The organism is Nesterenkonia alkaliphila, from assembly GCF_009758175.1.
Taxonomy (GTDB): domain Bacteria; phylum Actinomycetota; class Actinomycetes; order Actinomycetales; family Micrococcaceae; genus Nesterenkonia; species Nesterenkonia alkaliphila.
Map to the genome: position 1 here is coordinate 15,719 of NZ_WRPM01000098.1, position 18,925 is coordinate 34,643.

16 protein-coding genes, 1 tRNA gene and 2 pseudogenes are annotated in these 18,925 nt (G+C 63.8%); 9 read left to right on the forward strand and 10 right to left on the reverse strand.

What is annotated here, in order from left to right:
• Positions 1-51 precede the first annotated feature (51 nt).
• Entirely contained in the window at positions 52-672 is a 621-nt protein-coding gene (locus tag GNZ21_RS13725; RefSeq protein ID WP_188503682.1) for a malonic semialdehyde reductase, read from the forward strand.
• Positions 673-1,441: 769 nt separating this feature from the next.
• Here the strand turns inward: GNZ21_RS13725 and GNZ21_RS15750 are convergent.
• A complete protein-coding gene (locus GNZ21_RS15750) occupies positions 1,442-1,864 on the reverse strand; it encodes an ankyrin repeat domain-containing protein (protein WP_198346035.1) in 423 nt (140 codons plus the stop codon).
• Positions 1,865-2,207: 343 nt separating this feature from the next.
• Between GNZ21_RS15750 and GNZ21_RS16030 the strand changes: the two are divergent.
• From GNZ21_RS16030 to GNZ21_RS13750, 3 genes and pseudogenes are all read left to right on the forward strand, one after another.
• Positions 2,208-2,439: pseudogene (locus tag GNZ21_RS16030) on the forward strand (hypothetical protein); the annotation flags it as partial.
• A 38-nt stretch (positions 2,440-2,477) separates the two neighbouring features.
• On the forward strand, positions 2,478-4,589 hold the full coding sequence (locus GNZ21_RS13745; protein WP_157325314.1) for a heavy metal translocating P-type ATPase: 2,112 nt from the start codon (positions 2,478-2,480) through the stop codon (positions 4,587-4,589).
• Positions 4,590-4,613: 24 nt separating this feature from the next.
• Positions 4,614-4,925, forward strand: coding sequence for a metal-sensitive transcriptional regulator (locus GNZ21_RS13750; RefSeq protein ID WP_017791812.1), 312 nt, complete (start codon positions 4,614-4,616; stop codon positions 4,923-4,925).
• 22 nt (positions 4,926-4,947) lie between these two features.
• Here the strand turns inward: GNZ21_RS13750 and GNZ21_RS13755 are convergent, their stop codons facing one another.
• From GNZ21_RS13755 to GNZ21_RS13785, 7 genes are read right to left on the reverse strand one after another with little or no spacing between them, the layout of a single operon-like run.
• A complete protein-coding gene (locus GNZ21_RS13755; protein ID WP_157325316.1) occupies positions 4,948-6,825 on the reverse strand; it encodes a heavy metal translocating P-type ATPase in 1,878 nt (625 codons plus the stop codon).
• A 58-nt stretch (positions 6,826-6,883) separates the two neighbouring features.
• Positions 6,884-7,612, reverse strand: a complete 729-nt coding sequence (locus GNZ21_RS13760) for a Crp/Fnr family transcriptional regulator (RefSeq protein WP_087625637.1) — start codon at positions 7,610-7,612, stop codon at positions 6,884-6,886.
• 53 nt (positions 7,613-7,665) lie between these two features.
• Positions 7,666-8,334, reverse strand: coding sequence for a class I SAM-dependent methyltransferase (locus GNZ21_RS13765; RefSeq protein ID WP_157325318.1), 669 nt, complete (start codon positions 8,332-8,334; stop codon positions 7,666-7,668).
• A complete protein-coding gene (locus GNZ21_RS13770) occupies positions 8,331-9,236 on the reverse strand; it encodes an NADP-dependent oxidoreductase (protein ID WP_157325320.1) in 906 nt (301 codons plus the stop codon). The genes GNZ21_RS13765 and GNZ21_RS13770 overlap by 4 nt, the downstream gene beginning before the upstream one ends.
• A gap of 35 nt (positions 9,237-9,271) precedes the next feature.
• On the reverse strand, positions 9,272-9,703 hold the full coding sequence (locus tag GNZ21_RS13775; RefSeq protein WP_017791817.1) for a cupin domain-containing protein: 432 nt from the start codon (positions 9,701-9,703) through the stop codon (positions 9,272-9,274).
• Between the two features lie 15 nt (positions 9,704-9,718).
• Complete coding sequence (locus tag GNZ21_RS13780) at positions 9,719-11,758, reverse strand: heavy metal translocating P-type ATPase (RefSeq protein WP_188503681.1); 2,040 nt, start codon at positions 11,756-11,758, stop codon at positions 9,719-9,721.
• A gap of 51 nt (positions 11,759-11,809) precedes the next feature.
• The gene (locus tag GNZ21_RS13785) at positions 11,810-12,046 is read right to left on the reverse strand and encodes a heavy-metal-associated domain-containing protein (protein WP_157325322.1); all 237 of its coding nucleotides are present in this window, start codon (positions 12,044-12,046) and stop codon (positions 11,810-11,812) included.
• Positions 12,047-12,285: 239 nt separating this feature from the next.
• Between GNZ21_RS13785 and GNZ21_RS13790 the strand changes: the two are divergent.
• Positions 12,286-12,429, forward strand: a pseudogene (locus tag GNZ21_RS13790) (IS3 family transposase); the annotation flags it as partial.
• A gap of 222 nt (positions 12,430-12,651) precedes the next feature.
• Here the strand turns inward: GNZ21_RS13790 and GNZ21_RS13795 are convergent.
• A tRNA-His gene (locus GNZ21_RS13795) sits at positions 12,652-12,727 on the reverse strand.
• Positions 12,728-12,824: 97 nt separating this feature from the next.
• Entirely contained in the window at positions 12,825-13,349 is a 525-nt protein-coding gene (gene orn, locus GNZ21_RS13800; RefSeq protein WP_157325423.1) for an oligoribonuclease, read from the reverse strand.
• A gap of 108 nt (positions 13,350-13,457) precedes the next feature.
• On the opposite strand from orn, the gene mptB (GNZ21_RS13805) reads away from it, so the two are divergent.
• Genes mptB (GNZ21_RS13805) through GNZ21_RS13820 form a run of 4 tightly spaced genes read left to right on the forward strand, consistent with a single transcriptional unit; the run spans position 13,458 to position 18,921 of the window.
• Positions 13,458-14,966: a polyprenol phosphomannose-dependent alpha 1,6 mannosyltransferase MptB gene (gene mptB / locus GNZ21_RS13805; protein ID WP_157325324.1), complete on the forward strand. Its 1,509-nt coding sequence runs from the start codon at positions 13,458-13,460 to the stop codon at positions 14,964-14,966.
• The gene (gene mptB, locus GNZ21_RS13810; protein ID WP_157325326.1) at positions 14,944-16,605 is read left to right on the forward strand and encodes a polyprenol phosphomannose-dependent alpha 1,6 mannosyltransferase MptB; all 1,662 of its coding nucleotides are present in this window, start codon (positions 14,944-14,946) and stop codon (positions 16,603-16,605) included. The genes mptB (GNZ21_RS13805) and mptB (GNZ21_RS13810) overlap by 23 nt, the downstream gene beginning before the upstream one ends.
• Complete coding sequence (locus tag GNZ21_RS13815; RefSeq protein ID WP_157325327.1) at positions 16,602-17,951, forward strand: glycosyltransferase family 87 protein; 1,350 nt, start codon at positions 16,602-16,604, stop codon at positions 17,949-17,951. The genes mptB (GNZ21_RS13810) and GNZ21_RS13815 overlap by 4 nt, the downstream gene beginning before the upstream one ends.
• Before the next feature lies 1 nt (position 17,952).
• On the forward strand, positions 17,953-18,921 hold the full coding sequence (locus GNZ21_RS13820; protein ID WP_229659504.1) for an AEC family transporter: 969 nt from the start codon (positions 17,953-17,955) through the stop codon (positions 18,919-18,921).
• Positions 18,922-18,925 lie beyond the last annotated feature (4 nt).

Genomic DNA, 18,925 nt, shown 5'->3' on the forward strand with positions numbered 1-18,925 from the left:
CGGAGTTCCCCACTGGTGACCCCTTGAATAGGCTCACCTGAAGGAGAACCTGTGACCGCTCAGACCGCGGAGAAGACCCTTGACCGCCCGGCCATCGACACCCTGTTCGCTGGCCGGCACACCACAAACACTTTCACCGACGCCCCGGTGGACCCCGAGCTGGTCCAGGCAGCTTACGACGACGCCCGCTTCGCCCCGGTCTCCATGAACTCCCAGCCGCTGCGGCTCACCCTGGTGAGTCGGGGCGAGTCCCGGCAGAAGCTGGTGGAGCACATGATGGGCGGCAATAAGGCTAAGACCGCTGCGGCCCCGCTGAGTCTGGTGATCGCCTATGAGCCGAACTGGCACCTGAACATGGACGAGCTGTTCCCCGCCGTGCCCGGAGTCAAGGAGAACTTCGCCTCCCAGCCGGAGAACCGGCACGGGATGGGCCGGGACAATGCCTTCATCCAGTTCGGCTATCTGCTGCTGGCGCTGCGCGCCCACGGCCTGGAGGTCGGCCCGATGACCGGGATCGACGCCGCCGGGATCGACCAGGACTTCCATGCTGAGAACGGCTGGAAGGCCATCGCGGTGGTCAACCTGGGCCATGCCCCGGCACCTGAGGACGAGCTGGCTCAGTACCCCCGCAGCACACGCTTGGACTTTGCCGAGGTCAGCCAGACCCGCTGAAGCAAGAACCGGAAAGGGCCGCTGACTGAGGAAAATTCCTCAGTCAGCGGCCCTTTTCTATGGGGTCCCTGCGTAGAAAGTTCTCAAACCCCACCCCGAAGCTGAAATCGTTGATTTCTCGCTGGAAACGAGGGGTATACCGGGTATCGCAGCGGGCCGATAATACCCCGATTCACGACGTACGAGGGCCTTGCGTAAGGAGGATTGGAAAACCTCAAACCTTTCTCACCCCCGCAGAAGTAGATCGACTTGTCGACGATTACCTCACTGGTTTCAGCGTCGGATACCTCGCTCAGAAGTATGGTGTGCACCGTGCAACCGTCTCGAAGCATCTCACCCGGAGCAACGTCGTGCGCCGCCAGCACGGCCTCACAATCGAGGAAGCCGCAGAGATAGTGAAGCTGCACGGCGGTGGCATCTCAATGCGCGCTATCTCACGCACTCTCGGTGTCGACCGTAAGCAGGTTCGCATCTCCTTAGTCGCAGCTGGTGCACTCGTCGATCAAGCCTCGACTATGAGAATTTAAACGAAGCCTTCCTCGACAAGCACACAACCGCTCTCGGTAATGACATGGGCCTGGCCTGAACCGCCAACGACTCGGCTCCAACTCTCAACCAGCAATCGACCCTTGAATATCGACATCGAGAAGCCGCCGTACATACCTGGATAACCAAAGTACAGATTGTCCAATGTCTCCAACGCGATGATCTCGGAAGGGATTGGCCGAATCTTTAGGGCTCCAAAGACTCGGTACGTTCCTGAATCAGTTCAGATAGGTACTTGTCCCATGCAGCAAACTTTCGCAAACTCGTTGTCGCTCAGATCACGCACGGTCAGCGCATCAGCAAGATGCTGATGATTGCGTTTCAAAGCAATATCGATTGGACGATCGCCTTCAGCGTTCCGTAACGAACGCCATGCTCCGCGGCGGATGAGTTCATCCACGACCTCCGATGAGGCGCCGAGCCAAACTGCCTGGTGAAGTGGTGTGAACCAAGAGTCACCAGCGATTCTCCATTGATTTGCGCTCAGAAATCGCTCTCGATCAAGAAGACGAAATACCGCCTCCCAATTGCCGACTTTGGCAACGTCCGCAAGACGATTGATGTTGTCGACGTGACTCTCCCTGAGAAGTCCCGCCTCTATCACGCCTGGCCAATCAACTTCCAACTGCCACCCTACGCTCGACATTCGGACGGTGTAACCAGAACTACTGCTGCCGGATCTACATCACTTGCCGTTGCAAGAGTCGGCAACTCGGCAGAATCAAGACCAGCAAGTTCAAGTGCTGCCTGTCCAGCTAAGTGAGCCGAACGCACAGACGGGACTGCTGCACGGATAGGTGACAGTTCTAGTCACGCCGCCAGTGCGACGGCACTCGATCTCCTCTGCAACCCGTCAGACCTTGACCGAACCTTTTGCGACCGGCGCACGGCAAAGTAGCGCTTGGTACTTCTCAACGGCTTCTGCCATTCGCTCTACAAGTCTGGGTCGGAAGACGAACTGCTTGAAGGTCGGTGAGTAAAGGCAGTAGCGCGGCGATCTGCGGAGCGCTGTCGATGTGATCCGACTCTGACGCAAGACGCTCGGCACCATCAAGACGAACCTGTCTTGGGCGTTCGCCTATAACGTGGCAGCGATTCCGGTCGCAGCGTTCGGTATGCTCAACCCAATGCTCGCCGGCGATGGCGTTCTCGAGCGTCTTCGTCGTTGGCAACAGCCTGCGTCTGCGCGGCTTCACGTCCGTCACCAAGCAGGCTGCCTAGCACACCGGGCCCGGTCGCCCAGCCGAGAGAAGACACCCATGACGAAGCCACACGCGGGCCACGGGCACGACCACGGGCCTCACAGTGGCCACGAGCACCATGAGCGCACTGGGCACGAGGATCACGATGGTCACGCTGGCCATATGGGCCACTGCGGTCACGGCGGCCACGGCGATCATGTGGCACAGTTTCGGCGCCTGTTCTGGGTGAATCTCGTGCTCGCGGTGCCAGTCGTCGCGTTCTCGCCAATGTTTGCCATGATCCTCGGCTATTCAGTACCAGGCTGGGCCACCTTGATCGCACCTGTTATCGGCACCGTGATGTATGTCTGGGGCGGCTCCCCATTCTTGACGGGCGCGGTGAGCGAAATCAAGGCCCGCAAACCGGGCATTATGCTGCTGATCGCCCTGGGCATCACCGTGGCCTTCCTCGCATCGTGGGGCGCAACACTCGGGCTGTTGCATCACGAGCTCGAATTCTGGTGGGAACTCGCGCTGCTGGTGGTCATTATGCTGCTCGGGCACTGGATCGAGATGCGTTCGCTCGCCCAGACCACTTCTGCGCTCGACTCCCTCGCGGCGCTTTTGCCCGACGAAGCCGCGCGGGTCGAGGGTGAAACGGCCGTCACGGTGAGCCCGGCGGAGTTGCGCGTTGATGATCTCGTGATCGTGCGCCCGGGCGGCAGCGTGCCGGCCGACGGCATGATTGTTGACGGACGTGCGGCCATGGATGAATCGATGATCACCGGCGAATCGCACCCCGCGACCCGCAGCGAGGGCGATGCGGTGACCGCCGGCACGGTCGCGACCGATTCGGGGCTGCGAGTCAGAGTCACCGCCATCGGAGACGACACGACACTTGCCGGCATCAACCCACTCGTCGCCGACGCACAGAACTCGTCGTCTCGTGCGCAGCGCATCGCCGACCGGGCTGCAGGGTGGCTGTTCTGGTTCGCCCTCGCCGCAGCGGTCATCACCGCGATCGTTTGGATGCTCGTGGGCGACCCAGATGCGGCCGTGATGCGCACCATTACCGTGCTAGTGATCGCCTGCCCGCACGCGTTCGGCTTGGCGATTCCGCTCGTGGTTTCCATCGCCACCGAGCGCGCGGCTCGCGGCGGGGTGCTCGTGAAAGATCGTCTCGCGCTCGAGACGATGCGCCAAGTCGACGCGGTGCTCTTCGACAAGACGGGCACACTCACCAAGGGCGAACCGGTTGTCACCGGTGTCGCGCCAGTCGGCGATGTTGACGAGCACGCCCTGCTGGCCCTGGCCGCCGCGGCCGAGGCCGACAGCGAGCACCCCCTCGCCAAAGCGATCGTCGCCGCGGCGAGCGACCGAGGCCTCAGCCTTGCACCCGCCACCGGGTTCTCTTCTTCACCGGCGGTTGGCGTCACCGCCACCGTGGCCGGCCACGAGATTCAGGTCGGTGGGCCCCGGCTTCTGGAAGAAACCGGGCAGCCCGAGATCGGTGCAGCCGATGCCTGGCGGGCCGACGGTGCCATCATTCTGCATGTCGTTCGTGACGGAATCATGATCGGCGGGCTGAAGCTCGCCGATGAGATTTGCCCGGAGTCGCGCGATGCCCTCGCCGCACTGCATCGGCTCGGTGTTGAGGTCGTGATGATCACCGGTGACGCTGCAGCCGTCGCGGGGGAGGTTGCTCGCGAACTCGGTATCGACCGTGTGTTCGCGGGCGTGCGCCCCGAAGATAAGGCCGCAAAGGTGGCCGAGTTGCAGCACGAAGGCACGGCTGTCGCGATGGTCGGCGACGGTGTCAACGATGCCCCCGCCCTCGCGCAAGCCGATGTTGGTATCGCTATCGGGGCGGGCACCGATGTGGCGATCGCGTCGGCAGGGGTGATCCTCGCCAGCTCTGACCCGCGTTCGGTGCTCTCAGTGATCGAACTCTCACGTGCTGCCTACCGCAAGATGAAACAGAACCTGTGGTGGACGGCCGGGTACAACCTGATTTCGGTGCCGCTTGCCGCCGGTGTGCTCGCCCGCGTCGGGTTCGTGCTGCCGATGTCGGTCGGAGCGATTCTGATGTCGCTGTCGACGATCGTCGTGGCGCTGAATGCCCAGCTCTTGCGCCGCATCGATCTCAGCCCAGAAGCCAGCACTCGCGCCGTGCTCGAACGCACGAACTGAGCTCACGCAGCCCAGGATCAGCACATGTCATCAACCACTGAATCGCACGCGTCGCACCATGGGTATATCGGCGATAAGAAGCGCTACCTGCAGCGCATGAAACGAATCGAAGGTTTGGCCCGGGGCATCGCGAACATGATCGACGAAGAGCACTACTGTATCCACATTCTGACCCAGGTCAGTGCGCTCACCCGCTCGCTGCAGGGGGTGGCGACGGGGCTGCTCGATGATCACCTGAAGCACTGTGTGCTCGATGCCGCCAAGCTTAGCGACGAGGCCGCCCACGAGAAGATTCAGGAGGCCACTGCCGCGGTCAACCGGCTGATCCGATCGTGACTGTGTGAGTCGGCCTCGCGGGTTAGCCTACCGGCACTTCCCGCCGAGCAGGGCTCTCGCGCCGCGCACCCCGGTGCGCTCGGAGCGCGCGGAGCGCCGACAGAATGGCCACAAGGTCAACAATCTCTTGCAGCAGCGCTCCCACCACCGCCGGCAAATAGCCGAATGCGGCGACGAGCATCAAACCGACTGAGATGATGATGCCCATCCAGATCGACTGCAGGGCGATCTGCACCGTGCGCCGCGAGACATAGGCCACATCTGCCACTCGCGCGATGTCGTTCGAGGTGATCACCGCCGCTGCTGACTCGCTCGCGACCGTTGCACCCCTGCCCGCCATCGCAACACCGACGTCGGCGGCCGCCAGCACCGGGGCATCATTGATCCCATCGCCGACCATGAGTACGGGTCTCGGCCGCATCGCCTGCACAATCCGCACCTTGGTCTGGGGAGTGGTCTCAGCGTGCACCGTCTGAATGTCGACCGCGTGTGCGACAGACTCCGCGGTCGACGTGATATCACCGGTCACCATCGCGATCTCGGCTACGCCTGCTCGGCGAAGACGGGACACCGTGTCTGCAGACTGCTCACGAATCGGGTCGGACAAGATGATCACTCCGGCGAGCTCGTCACCGACCGATACGTAGACGGCCGTCTCCCCAGCTGAGAGTACGGGTCGATCGATCGGCCCGGTCACCTCTTCGATAAATGAGGGTTTGCCCACTCGCACCGAGGTGCCGTCTGCCAGGGAGGCGAGGACACCGTTTGTTGCCACCTCGTCGGCCGTCACCACTTCGGGAAGCTCAAGTTGCTGTGTGCGTGCCGATGCCACGATCGGATCGGCGAACACGTGCACGGAGTACTGCTCGGCGGCGGCCGCGAGCTGCAGCGTCTCGTCTACGGTGCGAGCAGCAGGGTGAATCTCGACGACGTCGGCTTTACCTTCGGTCAAGGTGCCGGTCTTGTCGAATGCGACTGCACGGACCCGGGCGAGCACCTCTAACACGCCACCGTCTTTGATGATGACGTTGAGCTTTGCCGCGGAACTCATCCCGCCCATGAACGCGACCGGGGTGGCGATGAGCAGCGGGCACGGCGTCGCCACGACGAGCACCTCGGCAAACCGCACCGGGTCCCCGCTGAGAAACCACGCGAAGCCCGCAATCAGCAATGACACAATGGTGAACGGCACCGCATAACGGTCGGCGAGTCGCACCATCGGTGCCCGGGAGTCCACGGCCTCCTCGACCAACCGTACGATCGAGGCGTAGTTCGAATCGGCTGCCACCTTCTGCGCGCGCATCGTGAAGCTCGTCGTGCTGTTGACCGTTCCAGAAAGCAGTGGGTCGCCCGCGTGGTAGTTCACCGGGACCGGTTCACCGGTCACGGATGATTCATCAATCGTCGCGTGATTCGATAGGAGCACCCCGTCGACGGGGAGGATCTCTGAGGAGCGCACCAGCAGTTCGTCGCCGACTTTCACCTCTTCGATCGCGATGCGTTCGACCTCACCTGTTACCGGGTGAATTCGACCCGCGAATGCTGGGGCTCGGCTCAACAGTTGGTCGAGTTCTCGGCTCGCGCGGCGAGCGGCGAGGTCTTCGAGTGCTTCCCCTCCGGTGAGCATCAACGCGATGATGAGCCCCGCGACATATTCCTGTACGGCGAGTGTCGCGATCATGGCGATGACCGCAAGAATGTCGAGCCCCCAATGCCCGCGCATCAGATCTTTGAACATGTCGATCGCGGTGATCACGATCACGATACCGAGCACCAAGTATGCGGTGACCCCGAGAGCCATCTCTGCGCCGGTCAGCCAGAGCATAACCCCGGTCGCCAAACCGGCGAGCACGAACATCATGAGCTTGCGGTTACGAAGAAATTCCCCCGTCGATGACATTGCGTGTGACGCTTCGGAGGTACGTGGGGCGATGGTCTGGGCTGGCACGGTGCTGTTCTCAGTCTCTCTTCGAGAGGGTTGAGAGTGCGGTGAGCGCGGTCACATCAGTGATCGTGATCCGCCCCTGTTCCTGTTGTGAGATCACCCCGGTGTCGGTGAGTTTGCGAAGTTGCCGACTGAGGGACTCTGGTGTCGTGGACAGGAGCGAAGCGATGTCCTTCTTTGCGAGCGGCAGCGTCACGTCGATGGCTCCTCGCGGCCCTGGCGTCGCAGGGAGCGAGAGCAGGTAATCGGCGAGACGAGAGCTCACGTTTCCGAAGATGACAGAAGCCAGCCGCGCCTCAGTATCATCCAAGCGCTGACTCACTCCTTGCAGCATGCGCAGCCCGATGCTCGGATGCTTCTCGACGAGACGCCCGAGATCGGCATGACGGAACACGCACAGTTCGGTATGCACGAGCGCTTCTGCTGCGTGATCGGGTCTCGTGCCGGTGAGAAACGCGGATTCTCCGATGAAGTCGCCCGGACCGAGGACCCGGATCACCTGCTCGTGCCCAGCCGCACTTGTACGAGCGATCTTCACCTGACCGGTGTGCACCACCATCAACTGCGACATATCCGAGCCTGCTGTATACGCCTGCTCGACAGCGTCTAATCGGACGGTACGTGCAAATCCCGCAACTTCCACTTGCTGCGCATGTGTGAGCCCTTGAAACAGCGGTACACGGGCCACGCAGAGATCATTTGCTGGATCAGCATCCACATCGGTTGAAACAGCCAACGGCATCCTTCCCTTCCCTTCCCTTCTAGTATGGCGACTCGTGGCACAACACACGCGCTTCAGCTGAAGCCAGGGGTGGCGCGTGCAGTGATGTACGCGTGTGGCGTCCGCGGGTTCGAGCGCTGCCCGATCACCTCGAACCCGGCGTAGGTGAGGGCTTCGACCATTTTGTTCATCGGCCACCGGTATGCGGCGGCGATCGGATGGTCGAATGCCTCCCGCCGCGGCCCCGCGAAAAAGGACATCAGCAGCGATCCGCCGTCACCCAGCCGAGTGCGCAGTGTTGCGAGCGCGTGTAGGAGCTCTTCTGAGCTCATGTGAATGGTCGAATACCAGGCGAGGATCCCGCCCCAGCGGGTCTCGCAACGGGCGAGATCTTCGATGGAATCGTGATGGAACACAACCGCGGGATGTCTGGCTCGGGCAATCGTGATGAGGCGATCCGATGGCTCGAGCCCTTCCACCGTGTGTCCGAGGCGTGCGAGGCGACCGGTCCAACGCCCGGTACCCGCGCCGACATCAAGAATGGGGCCATCGACTGCCGCGGCCCACGGCTCGATGACCGCACGGTCAGGGTCATCCGGTGAGATCTCGGCGCCGAGAATGCCCTCGATATCAACCTCAGGCGACCCGTATGCATCGGCCACCCGGTTTATTGAGGCCACAGGATCAGACGTCCGTGCTGCTGTGAATACGGCGTCCGTCGGTGCCTCAGGCCGCTGGGTCATGGTTCGATGATCACTTTGCCGGCAGTGCGCCCAGCCTCCACCATGGCGACGGCCTCCGCAGCCCGATCGAGACTGTACCGGTCCGTCACCTGCGGGTCGACGAGACCGTACTGGGCGACGCCGGTGACCTTCTCGAGCCCTTCACGCGTGCGCACCACCGCTACGCCACCGAGTTGCTGCACGGTGGTCGGGTCTGCGGTACTGATGATGACGCTCGGGTCTTTGGCGACGACCGCGAGATCACGAAGCGCCTGCCCACCGACCAGGTCGATGAGCACATCAACACCCTCCGGCGCGATGGCACGCACCCGGTCAGCCGCACCCTCCCCGGAGGCAACGAACGTCGCACCGGTCGACTCCACCAGTTCCTGCTTCGCTGCACTGGCCACACCGATGACCGTGAACTTGTGCACATTGCCGATCTGCGCCGCCATCAGCCCGACCCCACCTCCGGCGCCAAGAATCAGCATCGTCTGACCAGGTTCCAGCTCGATCTGATGCGTCACGTCATACGCAGTCGCCCCTGCGACAGGCAGTGCTGCAGCGTCAGCAAAGGAAAGCTCTTCGGGCTTCTGGACGGTTTGTGCCGCATCCAACACCGTGTGCTTCGCGAACGTTCCCTGTCCTTTGGCCGCGAGGCCGAGCACCATGTCACCGACAGCGAAGTTCTCGACCTCTGCGCCTACGGCGGTGACGACACCGGAGGCCTCTCGGCCCATCGGTGCGGGAAGCGGCCAGTGGGAGCCCATCTGCCCCGCACGGATCTTCCAGTCAGCAGGGTTCACCCCGGCCGCTTTCACTTCGATCGCGAGCTCTCCAGGCCCAGGCGCCGGAGCGGGGCGTTCAACGAGTTCCTGCGTCTCGGGGCCGCCATAGGCGGCGAAGACCAGCGCTTTCGACATTATTGACTTCTCCTCATTCTCCAGGTGAGTGCCACTTACGTGGTTGCCTGTGGCGGAGCGTCTTCACCCGAAGCCTCTGCCGCATCAGCGAGTTCCTTCGTGGCATACTCCGCGTCAATTGCGTGCTCCGGAGGTGAATAGACGGTGTAGAGCACCAAAGGCTCATCGCCAGTGTTGCGGAAGTTGTGGCGAGTACCGGCCGGGACAGCGCACAGGTCGCCAGCATCAACGGTGTGCGTCTCGCCGTCAAGGTCGGCCTCTCCGCTGCCCGACACAAAACTCAGCAACTGGTCGGTGGTGTCATGCACCTCGTCGCCGATCTCCCCGCCCACCGGAATCGTCATCGCAACGAGTTGGGAATGCTTTCCCGTCCAGAGCACCTGACGAAAATTCGTGTTTGCTTTCGCGACCTCGTCGATGATGAAGTGCGTCGCCTTCTCGCCGACGCTGAACTGGTTCTCACTCATGTGTGTGGTCCTTTCTTAAGATGGAAGTTCGGATGAACTCTGGGCCGTGGCTGGTTCGACCGGGCGGCCTGTTTCATGTGCGGCTCGGGCGCGTTCACTCCTCGACAACGCAGTGGCTCCTTGGGTGTTGCGCAGCAGGCGCATCGCGTTGAGGATTACGATGAGCACCGATCCCTCGTGCACGAGCATGCCGATAGCCATCGTGACACCCCCTGCGAAGACCCCGACGAGCAGCACGACAACGGTGATGAGCGCGATCCAGATGTTCTGGCGCATGACGTTCACGGTGCGTTTGGCGAGGCTGATTGCTTCGGGCAGTTTCAAGAGGTTGTCGCCCATCAGGGCAATGTCTGCCGTCTCCACGGCCACCGCTGAGCCCGCTGCACCCATGGCAACACCAATGTCGGCGGTCGCGAGGGCCGGGGCGTCGTTCACGCCGTCGCCCACCATCGCGACCGTGTGCCCCTCGCGCTGCAACCGCGCGACAGCGTCGAGCTTGTCCTCGGGTAGCAACGAAGCATGGATCTCATCGATACCGACCGCCTCACCGATGGCTTCGGCGACAAGGCGCGTATCTCCGGTGAGCATCACCACCTTCTGCACCCCGCTAGCGTGCAAGCGCCTGATCATCTCGGGGGCATCCTCGCGGATCGTATCTGCGACACCGATTACGCCAAGCACGCTCTCATCGACCGCGACAATCATGGGGGTCTTGCCTGCCGCTGCCAGTTTGTTCGCAGCCACAGCCGCCCCCGCGTCGTTCACGATCCCGTACTGTTCGAGCAGCGGCACGTTACCGATGAGTACCCGCTTGCCGTGAGCGTCGGCCACGATCCCCTTGCCCACGACCGGTGTGACCGATCCCGGAAGGCCCTCGGGGGCCACTCCTTCTTCTCGTGCGGTGTCGAGGATCGGGAGGGCAAGTGGGTGCTCGGACCCTGCTTCTGCGGCGGCTGCCCAGCGAAGCACCTCGCGCCGATCCGCTTCAGGATTGAGCACAACGATGTCGGTGAGTACCGGGCGGCCCTCGGTGAGAGTCCCCGTCTTATCGACTGCGACGGCCGAGATCTTGGCCGAGGTTTCGAGGTACTCGCCGCCCTTGATGAGAATCCCGTTGCGGGCCGAGCGGCCGATTCCCGCTACGATCGCCACGGGAATCGAGATGACGAGCGCGCCCGGGCAACCGATCACGAGCAACGTGAGGCCGAGCACTACGTCACCAGAGATGAGGCCCGCCGCAAGCGCGAGTACCATCACCGCGGGCGTGTACCACTTCGAGAATCGGTCGATGAATGCCTGCGTTTTCGCTTTCGCATCCTGCGCTTCTTCGACACGGTGAATGATGCGCGCGAGCGTCGTGTCGGCTCCGATGCCGGTCGCCATGACCTGTAGGAATCCGCCCCGCGAGATCGTGCCCGCAAACACGTGATCTGACTTCGTCTTTTCGACAGGGATCGACTCACCCGTGATCGATGCCTCGTCGATCGCTCCGGTGCCTGACACGACCTGCCCGTCGACGGGAACTTTCGCTCCGTTCTTTACGAGCACGATCTCGCCCATGCGCACCTGATGTGCGGCGATCTCGACCTGCTCACCGTCGCGCATCACGACTGCAACGTCGGGGGCCACCGCGACCAACTCAGCGAGCGCTGCACGGGTCTTGTTCATCGTGCCGGCTTCGAGTGCGTGACCGATCGCGAAGAGGAACGTCACGGCGGCAGCTTCCCAGAAGTTGCCGATGAGTGTCGCGCCGATCGCTGCAATCGATACGAGCAGGTCGATACTGATGAACTTTACGAGCAGTGCCCGGACGGCCTTCACGACGATTCCGTACCCCGCGACAATTGCTGCGGCGAGCATGAACGCGTTCGCAAGGGTAAACACATGACCAGAACCGTGGGCGTGTTCGCCAGCGTCGATCCACCATTGCGGACCGACCGTGACGTTCCAGCTGCCGCCGAAGAGCTTTTCGACGCCGAACGACACGAGAATGAGGAGGCCCGAGACAACGGGAATGAACCAGTTGCCATACCGCCACTTACGGAACGCGTTCACGAATGTGCCGCCTTTCGAATTGGTGAACTTAGTGCGTTAGGAGCCGTTTGGCTAGAACGCGGCGGCCTTCGACTTATAGCCGGCCTTATCGACAGCAGCAATGAGATCGTCGACGGAACTTCTTGTCTCATCGTGGTCGATCTCAACGCGACCCGAGGCGAAGTGCACCGTCACGTTCTCGACGCCATCGAGCTTGCCGACCTGCTTCTCGATCTTGGTCACGCACGACGGGCACGAGAAACCCTCGGCACGCAGCAGAGTGTGGGTGGTGTCAGTAGCATTCGCCATGATTTGTCCTCTCGCGTCACCCCGAAACGGGGATCGACCAGGAGGTTCCTGGCCTTCACGACCCAGACTACTGCGTTGATAGAACCTCATCCTTGACGTAGATCAAGTCGTGCTCGGAGCTCCTCTCTGTGGCTCACCAGCTACTTGGGTGCTGTGAGTCGCTTCTTGGTTGATCTGCTGGGCGCCATGAAGGTCTACAAGACCGAACTGATCCGTCAGCAAGGCCCTGGCGGACGGTCGAGCAGGTCGAGCTTGCGACCCTCGAATACGTGTGGTGGTGGAACCATGAGCGGCTCCACGGGGAACTCGATATGCGTACTCCGATCGAGGTCGAACAGGCGTACTACGCTGAAACCGAGACGCTTCTGTCACCGACCGGCTGACAGGGAAACCGGTCGGAACAAGAACCAGGCCAATTCAAAATGCTTCTTCCTGCCAAGCGTAGAGACCAAGGCGCCCGTCTTCGAGCGGATGCAAAGGAAGAGCTGCACTCAGCTCGGGCTGCACCATCATCGGCTCGGGGGCCGCTGAAGCGAAGAAGAAGGGAGAGGCTCAAACCGGACAAAGAGTGGAGACTCTTGTCGAGGGTTTGAACCTCTCCCATTTGGGGTGAGCGACGGGGCTTGAACCCGCGACCCTCGCGACCACAACGCGATGCTCTACCAGCTGAGCTACGCCCACCATGTGCTTCTCCGGGAGCAGAGCCCCGGGTGAAAGCAACCAATACATCATACACCTGAAACGTCTCCAGAGCGACTTCAGTGCCGCTGCCGGGAGATCAGCGCAGCATCTGCTCCCGGTAGTGCTTCAGTTCCGCGATCGAATCTCTAATATCACCCATTGCCCGGTGGTTGCCGGTCTTCTTGGGAGCGGCCGCTTTGACCTCCGGATACCAGCGGGCAGCCAGCTCCTTGAGCGTGGAGACATCAATGATCCGATAGTGCAGGTACTCGGTCAGCGTGGGCATACCTAGCCTCAAAAACGCCTTATCCGCATGCACGGTGTTACCGGCCAAGGGGGCCACCCGGGCCTCCGGAACCCAGGCCTGCACATACTCCAGGACCTTCTTCTCCGCAGTCTCCAGGGCGATGCCGTCCTCTAGCTCAGCCAGCAGCCCGGAGGAGGTGTGCATCTCGCGCACCACTTTCTCCATCCCGGCCAGTGCCTGCGGGTCAGGGCGGATCACCACATCCACGCCCTCGCCCAGCACGTTGAGGTCGGCATCGGTGACCAGAGCGGCCACCTCGATCAGCACGTCCCGCTCTGGGCTCAGTCCGGTCATCTCGCAGTCGATCCACACCATCCGGCCGGACCAGTCACCCCCGCCTGCGGGGCTCTGAGCAGTCGTTTCAGTCACGGAGCACCACTCTACTACCCGGCTGGGACCCCTGGCGGGCGTAAACTCAGGCAGGTGAACACAGCGCCGCGCGGAGTCATCCTCTATGGCCTGCTCGGCTCCCTGCTGATCCTGTTCGGCTCACTCGGTGCGGGCTGGTTGGTCACCGACTCCCCGCTGAACCGCTGGGACCCCGTTATTTGGATGCGAGCCGAGGTGGGCGGCGTCGTGCTCTCGGTGACCGCGCTGACCGCAGGCTGCTGGGTTCTGCTCCATGCCTGGCTGCGGCTGAAGCACGCAATCGACCAGGACGCCGCCCGCCGAACTGCGCTGCGCACTGTCACCTCGGCTGCCCTCATCTGGTCCGCCCCGCAGCTGCTGGCAGCACCCATCTTTTCCCGGGACGTGTTCGCCTACCTCAATCAGGGCAGGCTGGTGCTGATGGGGGAGAACCCCTACACCACCGGAGTCTCCGCTCTGGAGAACTGGTTCCAGCTGGGCACCGACCAGCTGTGGGCCGAGGACCCCACACCCTATGGGCCGCTGTTCCTGTGGATAGGTGCAGGAGTGATGGATATCACCGGGGAGTCCGCGGAGCTGGCCATCCTGCTCTTCCGGTTGGTCTGCGCTGCGGGGATGGCGCTGATCCTGGTCATGGTGCCGCTGCTGGCCCGGATGCTGGGCGCTGATCCGGCCAAGGCCCAATGGGTGGCCTCGGCCAACCCGCTGCTGATCATCAGCTTCATCTCCAGCGTGCACAATGACGCCCTGATGGTGGGACTGGCCCTGGCGAGCACCTGGCTGGCCCTGCGCGCAGGGCGATGCACCGGCTCCGCCCACCTGCTGCTGGGACTGGCCGCCGTGCTGCTGATGGTGGCCTCCATCGGCACTAAGCTCATTACCCTGGTGATGCTTCCCTTCATCGCTCTGCTCTGGGCGGGACCGGCCGCCGGCTGGGTCAAGAGGTTCATCTACTGGGGTCTCACCGCGGCACTGGCCGGGGCAGCCCTACTGGGTATCGGCGCGGCCGGCGGCTATGGCCTGGACTGGATCATCGTGCTGGCCGGTGCCGGCTCCGGAGCCAGCTTCTGGGCCCCGCTGGCCATTCTGGCCACCCCTTTCGCTGTGCTGCTCCTACTGCTGGGTCAGTCCCCGGATGCCGCCTATGACCTGGCCAGCCTGATCGGCCGCCTGGCAGCGGTGGCAGTCGTTCTATTCCTGATGTTCTGGGGTTCCGGCCACCGGATCTACCACCGGATGATGTGGGCCTTTGCTGCAGTAGTGCTGCTCTCCCCGCTCATCCAGCCCTGGTACCTGCTGTGGATCCTGCCGCTGTTCGCCGCCGCTGGGGCGCTGACTGGGCCCTCCAGGCGCTGGCCTCTGATCCTGACCGTGGCCGGCACCGGTTTCTTCCTGGCCCAGGGGGCCGCCGACCAGCTGTTTATCCACCAGTTCCTGGAGCTGGGCAGCGCTATGGTGATCCTTTCGGTGGGGGTCTCCGTGCTCAGCGCCACAATCATCTGGTTCACCGATTCCCGGGCCCGCTCGGTAGTGTTAAGCAGTGCCCCACAGCCCGCCCGATAACCGGTTTTCGCGCGCCGCCGACGCCGCCCGTGAGGCCCTCGGCAGCTTCCGCGGCACCTCCTGGCTGATTGGCGGGGCGGAGGGTCAGGTCTCACACACGCTGCGGCAGGGCTTGTTGGCTGCGCTGATGATCATGGTCGGCTCCTGGGGGGTGGGTTGGCTGGTGATGGTCCCCGGCTCCTGGCTCCAGCTGCACCAATGGCTGCTGCCGGTGCGTACCACCACCAGCGGGGTGATCGCCTGCGCAGTGCTGCTGGTGTTTGGCGCCCTGCTGCTGCTGCGCTCCTGGCTGCGACTCTCCCAGCGGATCACCGGATGGGAGGACCCGGCGGCGCTGCCCACTATGCGCAAGGCTGTGCTGCTCTGGGGTGCCCCACTGCTGGCCTGCTTCCCCATCTTCTCCCGCGATGTCTTCTCCTATCTGGCCCAAGGCGGCCTGCTGCAGGCCGGCCAGAACCCCTATGAGGCCGGAGTCTCCGAACTGCCCGGCTGGTACGGCATCGGCGCCGATGAGCTCTGGGCCGAATCGCCCTCACCCTACGGCCCGCTGTTCCTAATGTTGGCCCGGGGCATCTGGTTCATCTCCGCCGGCACCCCGGAGCTGGCCGTGCTGCTGTTCCGCGCGCTCTCGGTGTTCGGACTGGCCCTGATGCTGCTGATCATCCCGATGCTGGCCCGGGCCTTCGGCTCCCAGCCCGCCTGGGCGATCTGGCTGTGCCTGCTGAACCCGCTGAGCCTGATCGTATTCATCCCCGCTGCGCATAATGACGCCCTGATGATGGGCCTGGCCCTGGCCGGCATCTGGTACGCCCTGCGCCGGCGCCGGTTGGCCGCCTGGTTGCTGCTGATCGCCGCGGTAGCGATCAAACCGGTGGCCATGGTGCTGCTGCCCTTCGCAGTGCTGCTGCCCCTGGACCGCACCGGGAGCTATCTGCACCGGATCCGGGAATGGGTGCTGGCCGGGGGGCTGGCCGCCGGGCTCCTGTTCGGCGGCGGCTGGCTGATCGGCGTGGGCACCGGCTGGTTCACCACCGCCCTGGGCGCCGGGGCTGAGGCGTTCCAGGCAGCCCCGGTCGGACTGCTCGGGCTGGGCCTGGGCTGGCTCACCGAGACCGCTGGCGGGCCAGCCCAGGAGGTCACAGCAACCGTCATCTACACCGCGGCCCGGATCTTCTCCGCAGTGGTGCTCACCGTGCTGCTGCTGAGCCGGCGGCTGGGCAATCCAGTGCTGTGGGCGGCCTATGGACTCACGGTGGTCATCCTCACCTCCTCAATCATCCAGCCCTGGTACGTGCTCTGGCTGCTGCCGCTCTACGCAGTGGTCCACGTATACCGCGGCCGGGTGATGATGCTGGTGACCCTGCTGATCACCCTGATGACCCTGCTGGCCATGGTGGGTCAGCTTTCAGTGGCCCAGTGGCTGGACAGCGTGCTGGTGCAGCTGATCGCACTGGCGGTGGCCGCCGGGTATCTGATCTATATCGTGCTGCTGGACCCCAATACTGCCGCCATGTTCCGGCTGCGGGAAGACTCGGAGCGGTGGAACTCCGCTGACGGCTGGTTGCGGCTGCGCAGGCTCTCCACCCCGGACACCTCCTGGTCCGCACCCAGCCTCATCCAGCAGACGGAGCGCATATGAGACCCGCCCCGCTCTCGGCACGGACTGTGCTCATTCTGCTTACGGCCACGGCATTCGCAGCGCTGCTCTCGGTTTTGGCCGTGCAGTGGTGCCGGATCAACGGCTGGACGGACCCGCAGCAGCACCTGGCCATGTGCTACTCCGACTTCCCGCTGCTCTTCGCCGAACGGGGCCTGGCCGATGGGGCCTTCCCCTTCATCACCCCCGTTGCACCGGAGCAGACCATGGAGTACCCAGTGCTGATCGGCGCAGTGGCGGGGCTGATCGCTGCTGTCATCCCGGGACAGGGCGCGGCCGCGGAACGGATCCTGGCCTTCCATGACCTCAACCACCTGGCGGTCATCGGCTGCTGGGCCGGGCTGGTGCTGCTGACCGCCGCCGCCCTGCCGACATCACGACGCCGCCACGCCCTCCTCGTTGCCCTGGCACCGGGGATCATCCTCACCGTCTCCATCAACTGGGATATGTGGGCGGTGGCCCTTGGCGCCGCCGCCCTGCTGGCCTGGGGCAGGCACCGCCCGGTGCTGGCCGGGGTGCTGATTGGGCTGGGCACGGCGATGAAGCTCTACCCGCTGCTGTTCCTGGGGGCGATCATCGTACTGTGCCTGCGTACCGGGAAGTACCGGCCGCTGGGCGGCGTCGTAGTCTCGGCAGCGCTGAGCTGGCTGGCGGTGAATCTGCCTTTTATGCTCTCCCAGCCGCAGCAGTGGCGGCTCTTCTATGAGTTCTCCTCCGCCCGGGAGCCCGGGTTCTCCTCCGTGTGGCTGGCCCTGGCTCCCACTGGATGGTCGGGGGAGACCTTCTCCCTGCTCTCCAATGGGCTGTTCCTGCTGTGCTGCATCGCGATCGCCTGGCTGGGCCTTGCCGCCCCTGTCCGGCCCAGTACCGCGCAGCTGAGCCTGTTGATTGTGGGCTGCTTTGTGCTGTTGGGGAAGGTCTACTCACCACAGTTCGTGATCTGGCTGGTCCCGCTGGTGGTGCTGGCTGTGCCGCAGGTCAGGGTGTTCCTCATCTGGCAGGCCGCGGAGGTCTTCCACTGGGCCAGTGTGTGGCTGATCAGCGCCAAGATCACTGCCGAGGCCGGTGGTGGGGACTTCGGGCAGGGCCACTATCTGTTCGAGACGCTCTACGGGCTGGGCATCGCCGCCCATATGATTGCGCTGATCTGGGTGCTGGGGCTGGTGGTCCGCGATATGCTACGCCGGCCGGAGTGGAACTCGGGGCGGGGCTCGGATCAGGGCTCGGAGCCGGATCCACTGGCCGGGCCCACCGCCGAACAACCCGATGTCTTCACCCTCCCCGGGTTCAGGCGGAGACTCGCCTCCCAGGAGGCCGGCCGTGATTGAGATGCTCACCGTCATCGCGCCCCTGTTCGCGATCATCCTGCTGGGCTTCGGGGCAGGCTTCGCGCCCCGGCTGCTGCAGGCCTCCCCGCATCTGAACGCCTTCGTGTTCTACTTCGCCCTGCCGGGCTTCATCTACACCACGATCATCTCCGCACCCCCGGTGGGGCACTTCCCCTGGGCGATGCCTCTGGTGGTGCTGGTGGTCACGCCCACACTGGCGATCGGACTCTACTACCTCAGCCGGGCCATGGGCGGGCTCAGCCGCGACCTGGCGGCCCCGGTCTCGCTGGCTGGCAGCTTCGGCAACGTGGGCTACTTCGGCATCCCGATCTCCATTGGCCTGCTGGGTCCCGAGGCCGGGCTCACCGCCGGGGTGGTGCATATGGTGCACAACATCTTCTTCATGAACGGCTACCCGCTGGTGCGCACCGCGGTGCGCACCCGGGAGCGCGAGGGCGCGGCGGCCAGCTTCGGGGACCTCATGAGCCGCCAGCTCTGGCCGATCCTGCGCCGGGGTCTGGTGCTCAACCCGGTGTTCTGGTTCATGGGACTCTCACTGCTGGTGGTGCTGACCCCCTTCAGCATGCCCGAACTGTTCGACGAACCGGTGGCCATGCTTGGGACAACCGCTGTGCCGCTGGCGCTGTTCTGCGTGGGCCTGGCCCTGCATCCGGCGCTTCAGGGAGTTCGCAGCGGAGCAGTGCCGGTGCTGCCCATTGCCATCGGCACCGCCGCCAAGCTGGCCGTGCTGCCCGTGCTGACCTGGCTGGCCCTGCTGCCGTTCTACGAGCAGCTGGGCCCGGTCTGGGCAGGCACACTGATCATCCTGGCCGCCACGCCATCCTCCACCACGGCGTTCATCTTCTCCGAGACCTACGACGGCGACGGACGGATGGCCGCCGCGCTGCTGGTGGCCACCACCGCAGTCTCCCTGCTCACCCTGCCCCTGGTTGCTGCCCTGCTCCTTTAGACCC

Coding starts and splice junctions, on each gene's coding strand:
- GNZ21_RS15750 (WP_198346035.1), bottom strand. CDS start 1,864: ATGTCGAGCGTAGGGTGGCAGTTGGAAGTTGATTGGCCAGGCGTGATA.
- GNZ21_RS13745 (WP_157325314.1), top strand. CDS start 2,478: ATGACGAAGCCACACGCGGGCCACGGGCACGACCACGGGCCTCACAGT.
- GNZ21_RS13750 (WP_017791812.1), top strand. CDS start 4,614: ATGTCATCAACCACTGAATCGCACGCGTCGCACCATGGGTATATCGGC.
- GNZ21_RS13755 (WP_157325316.1), bottom strand. CDS start 6,825: ATGTCATCGACGGGGGAATTTCTTCGTAACCGCAAGCTCATGATGTTC.
- GNZ21_RS13760 (WP_087625637.1), bottom strand. CDS start 7,612: ATGCCGTTGGCTGTTTCAACCGATGTGGATGCTGATCCAGCAAATGAT.
- GNZ21_RS13765 (WP_157325318.1), bottom strand. CDS start 8,334: ATGACCCAGCGGCCTGAGGCACCGACGGACGCCGTATTCACAGCAGCA.
- GNZ21_RS13770 (WP_157325320.1), bottom strand. CDS start 9,236: ATGTCGAAAGCGCTGGTCTTCGCCGCCTATGGCGGCCCCGAGACGCAG.
- GNZ21_RS13775 (WP_017791817.1), bottom strand. CDS start 9,703: ATGAGTGAGAACCAGTTCAGCGTCGGCGAGAAGGCGACGCACTTCATC.
- GNZ21_RS13785 (WP_157325322.1), bottom strand. CDS start 12,046: ATGGCGAATGCTACTGACACCACCCACACTCTGCTGCGTGCCGAGGGT.
- orn (WP_157325423.1), bottom strand. CDS start 13,349: ATGGTGTGGATCGACTGCGAGATGACCGGACTGAGCCCAGAGCGGGAC.
- GNZ21_RS13815 (WP_157325327.1), top strand. CDS start 16,602: ATGAGACCCGCCCCGCTCTCGGCACGGACTGTGCTCATTCTGCTTACG.
- GNZ21_RS13820 (WP_229659504.1), top strand. CDS start 17,953: ATGCTCACCGTCATCGCGCCCCTGTTCGCGATCATCCTGCTGGGCTTC.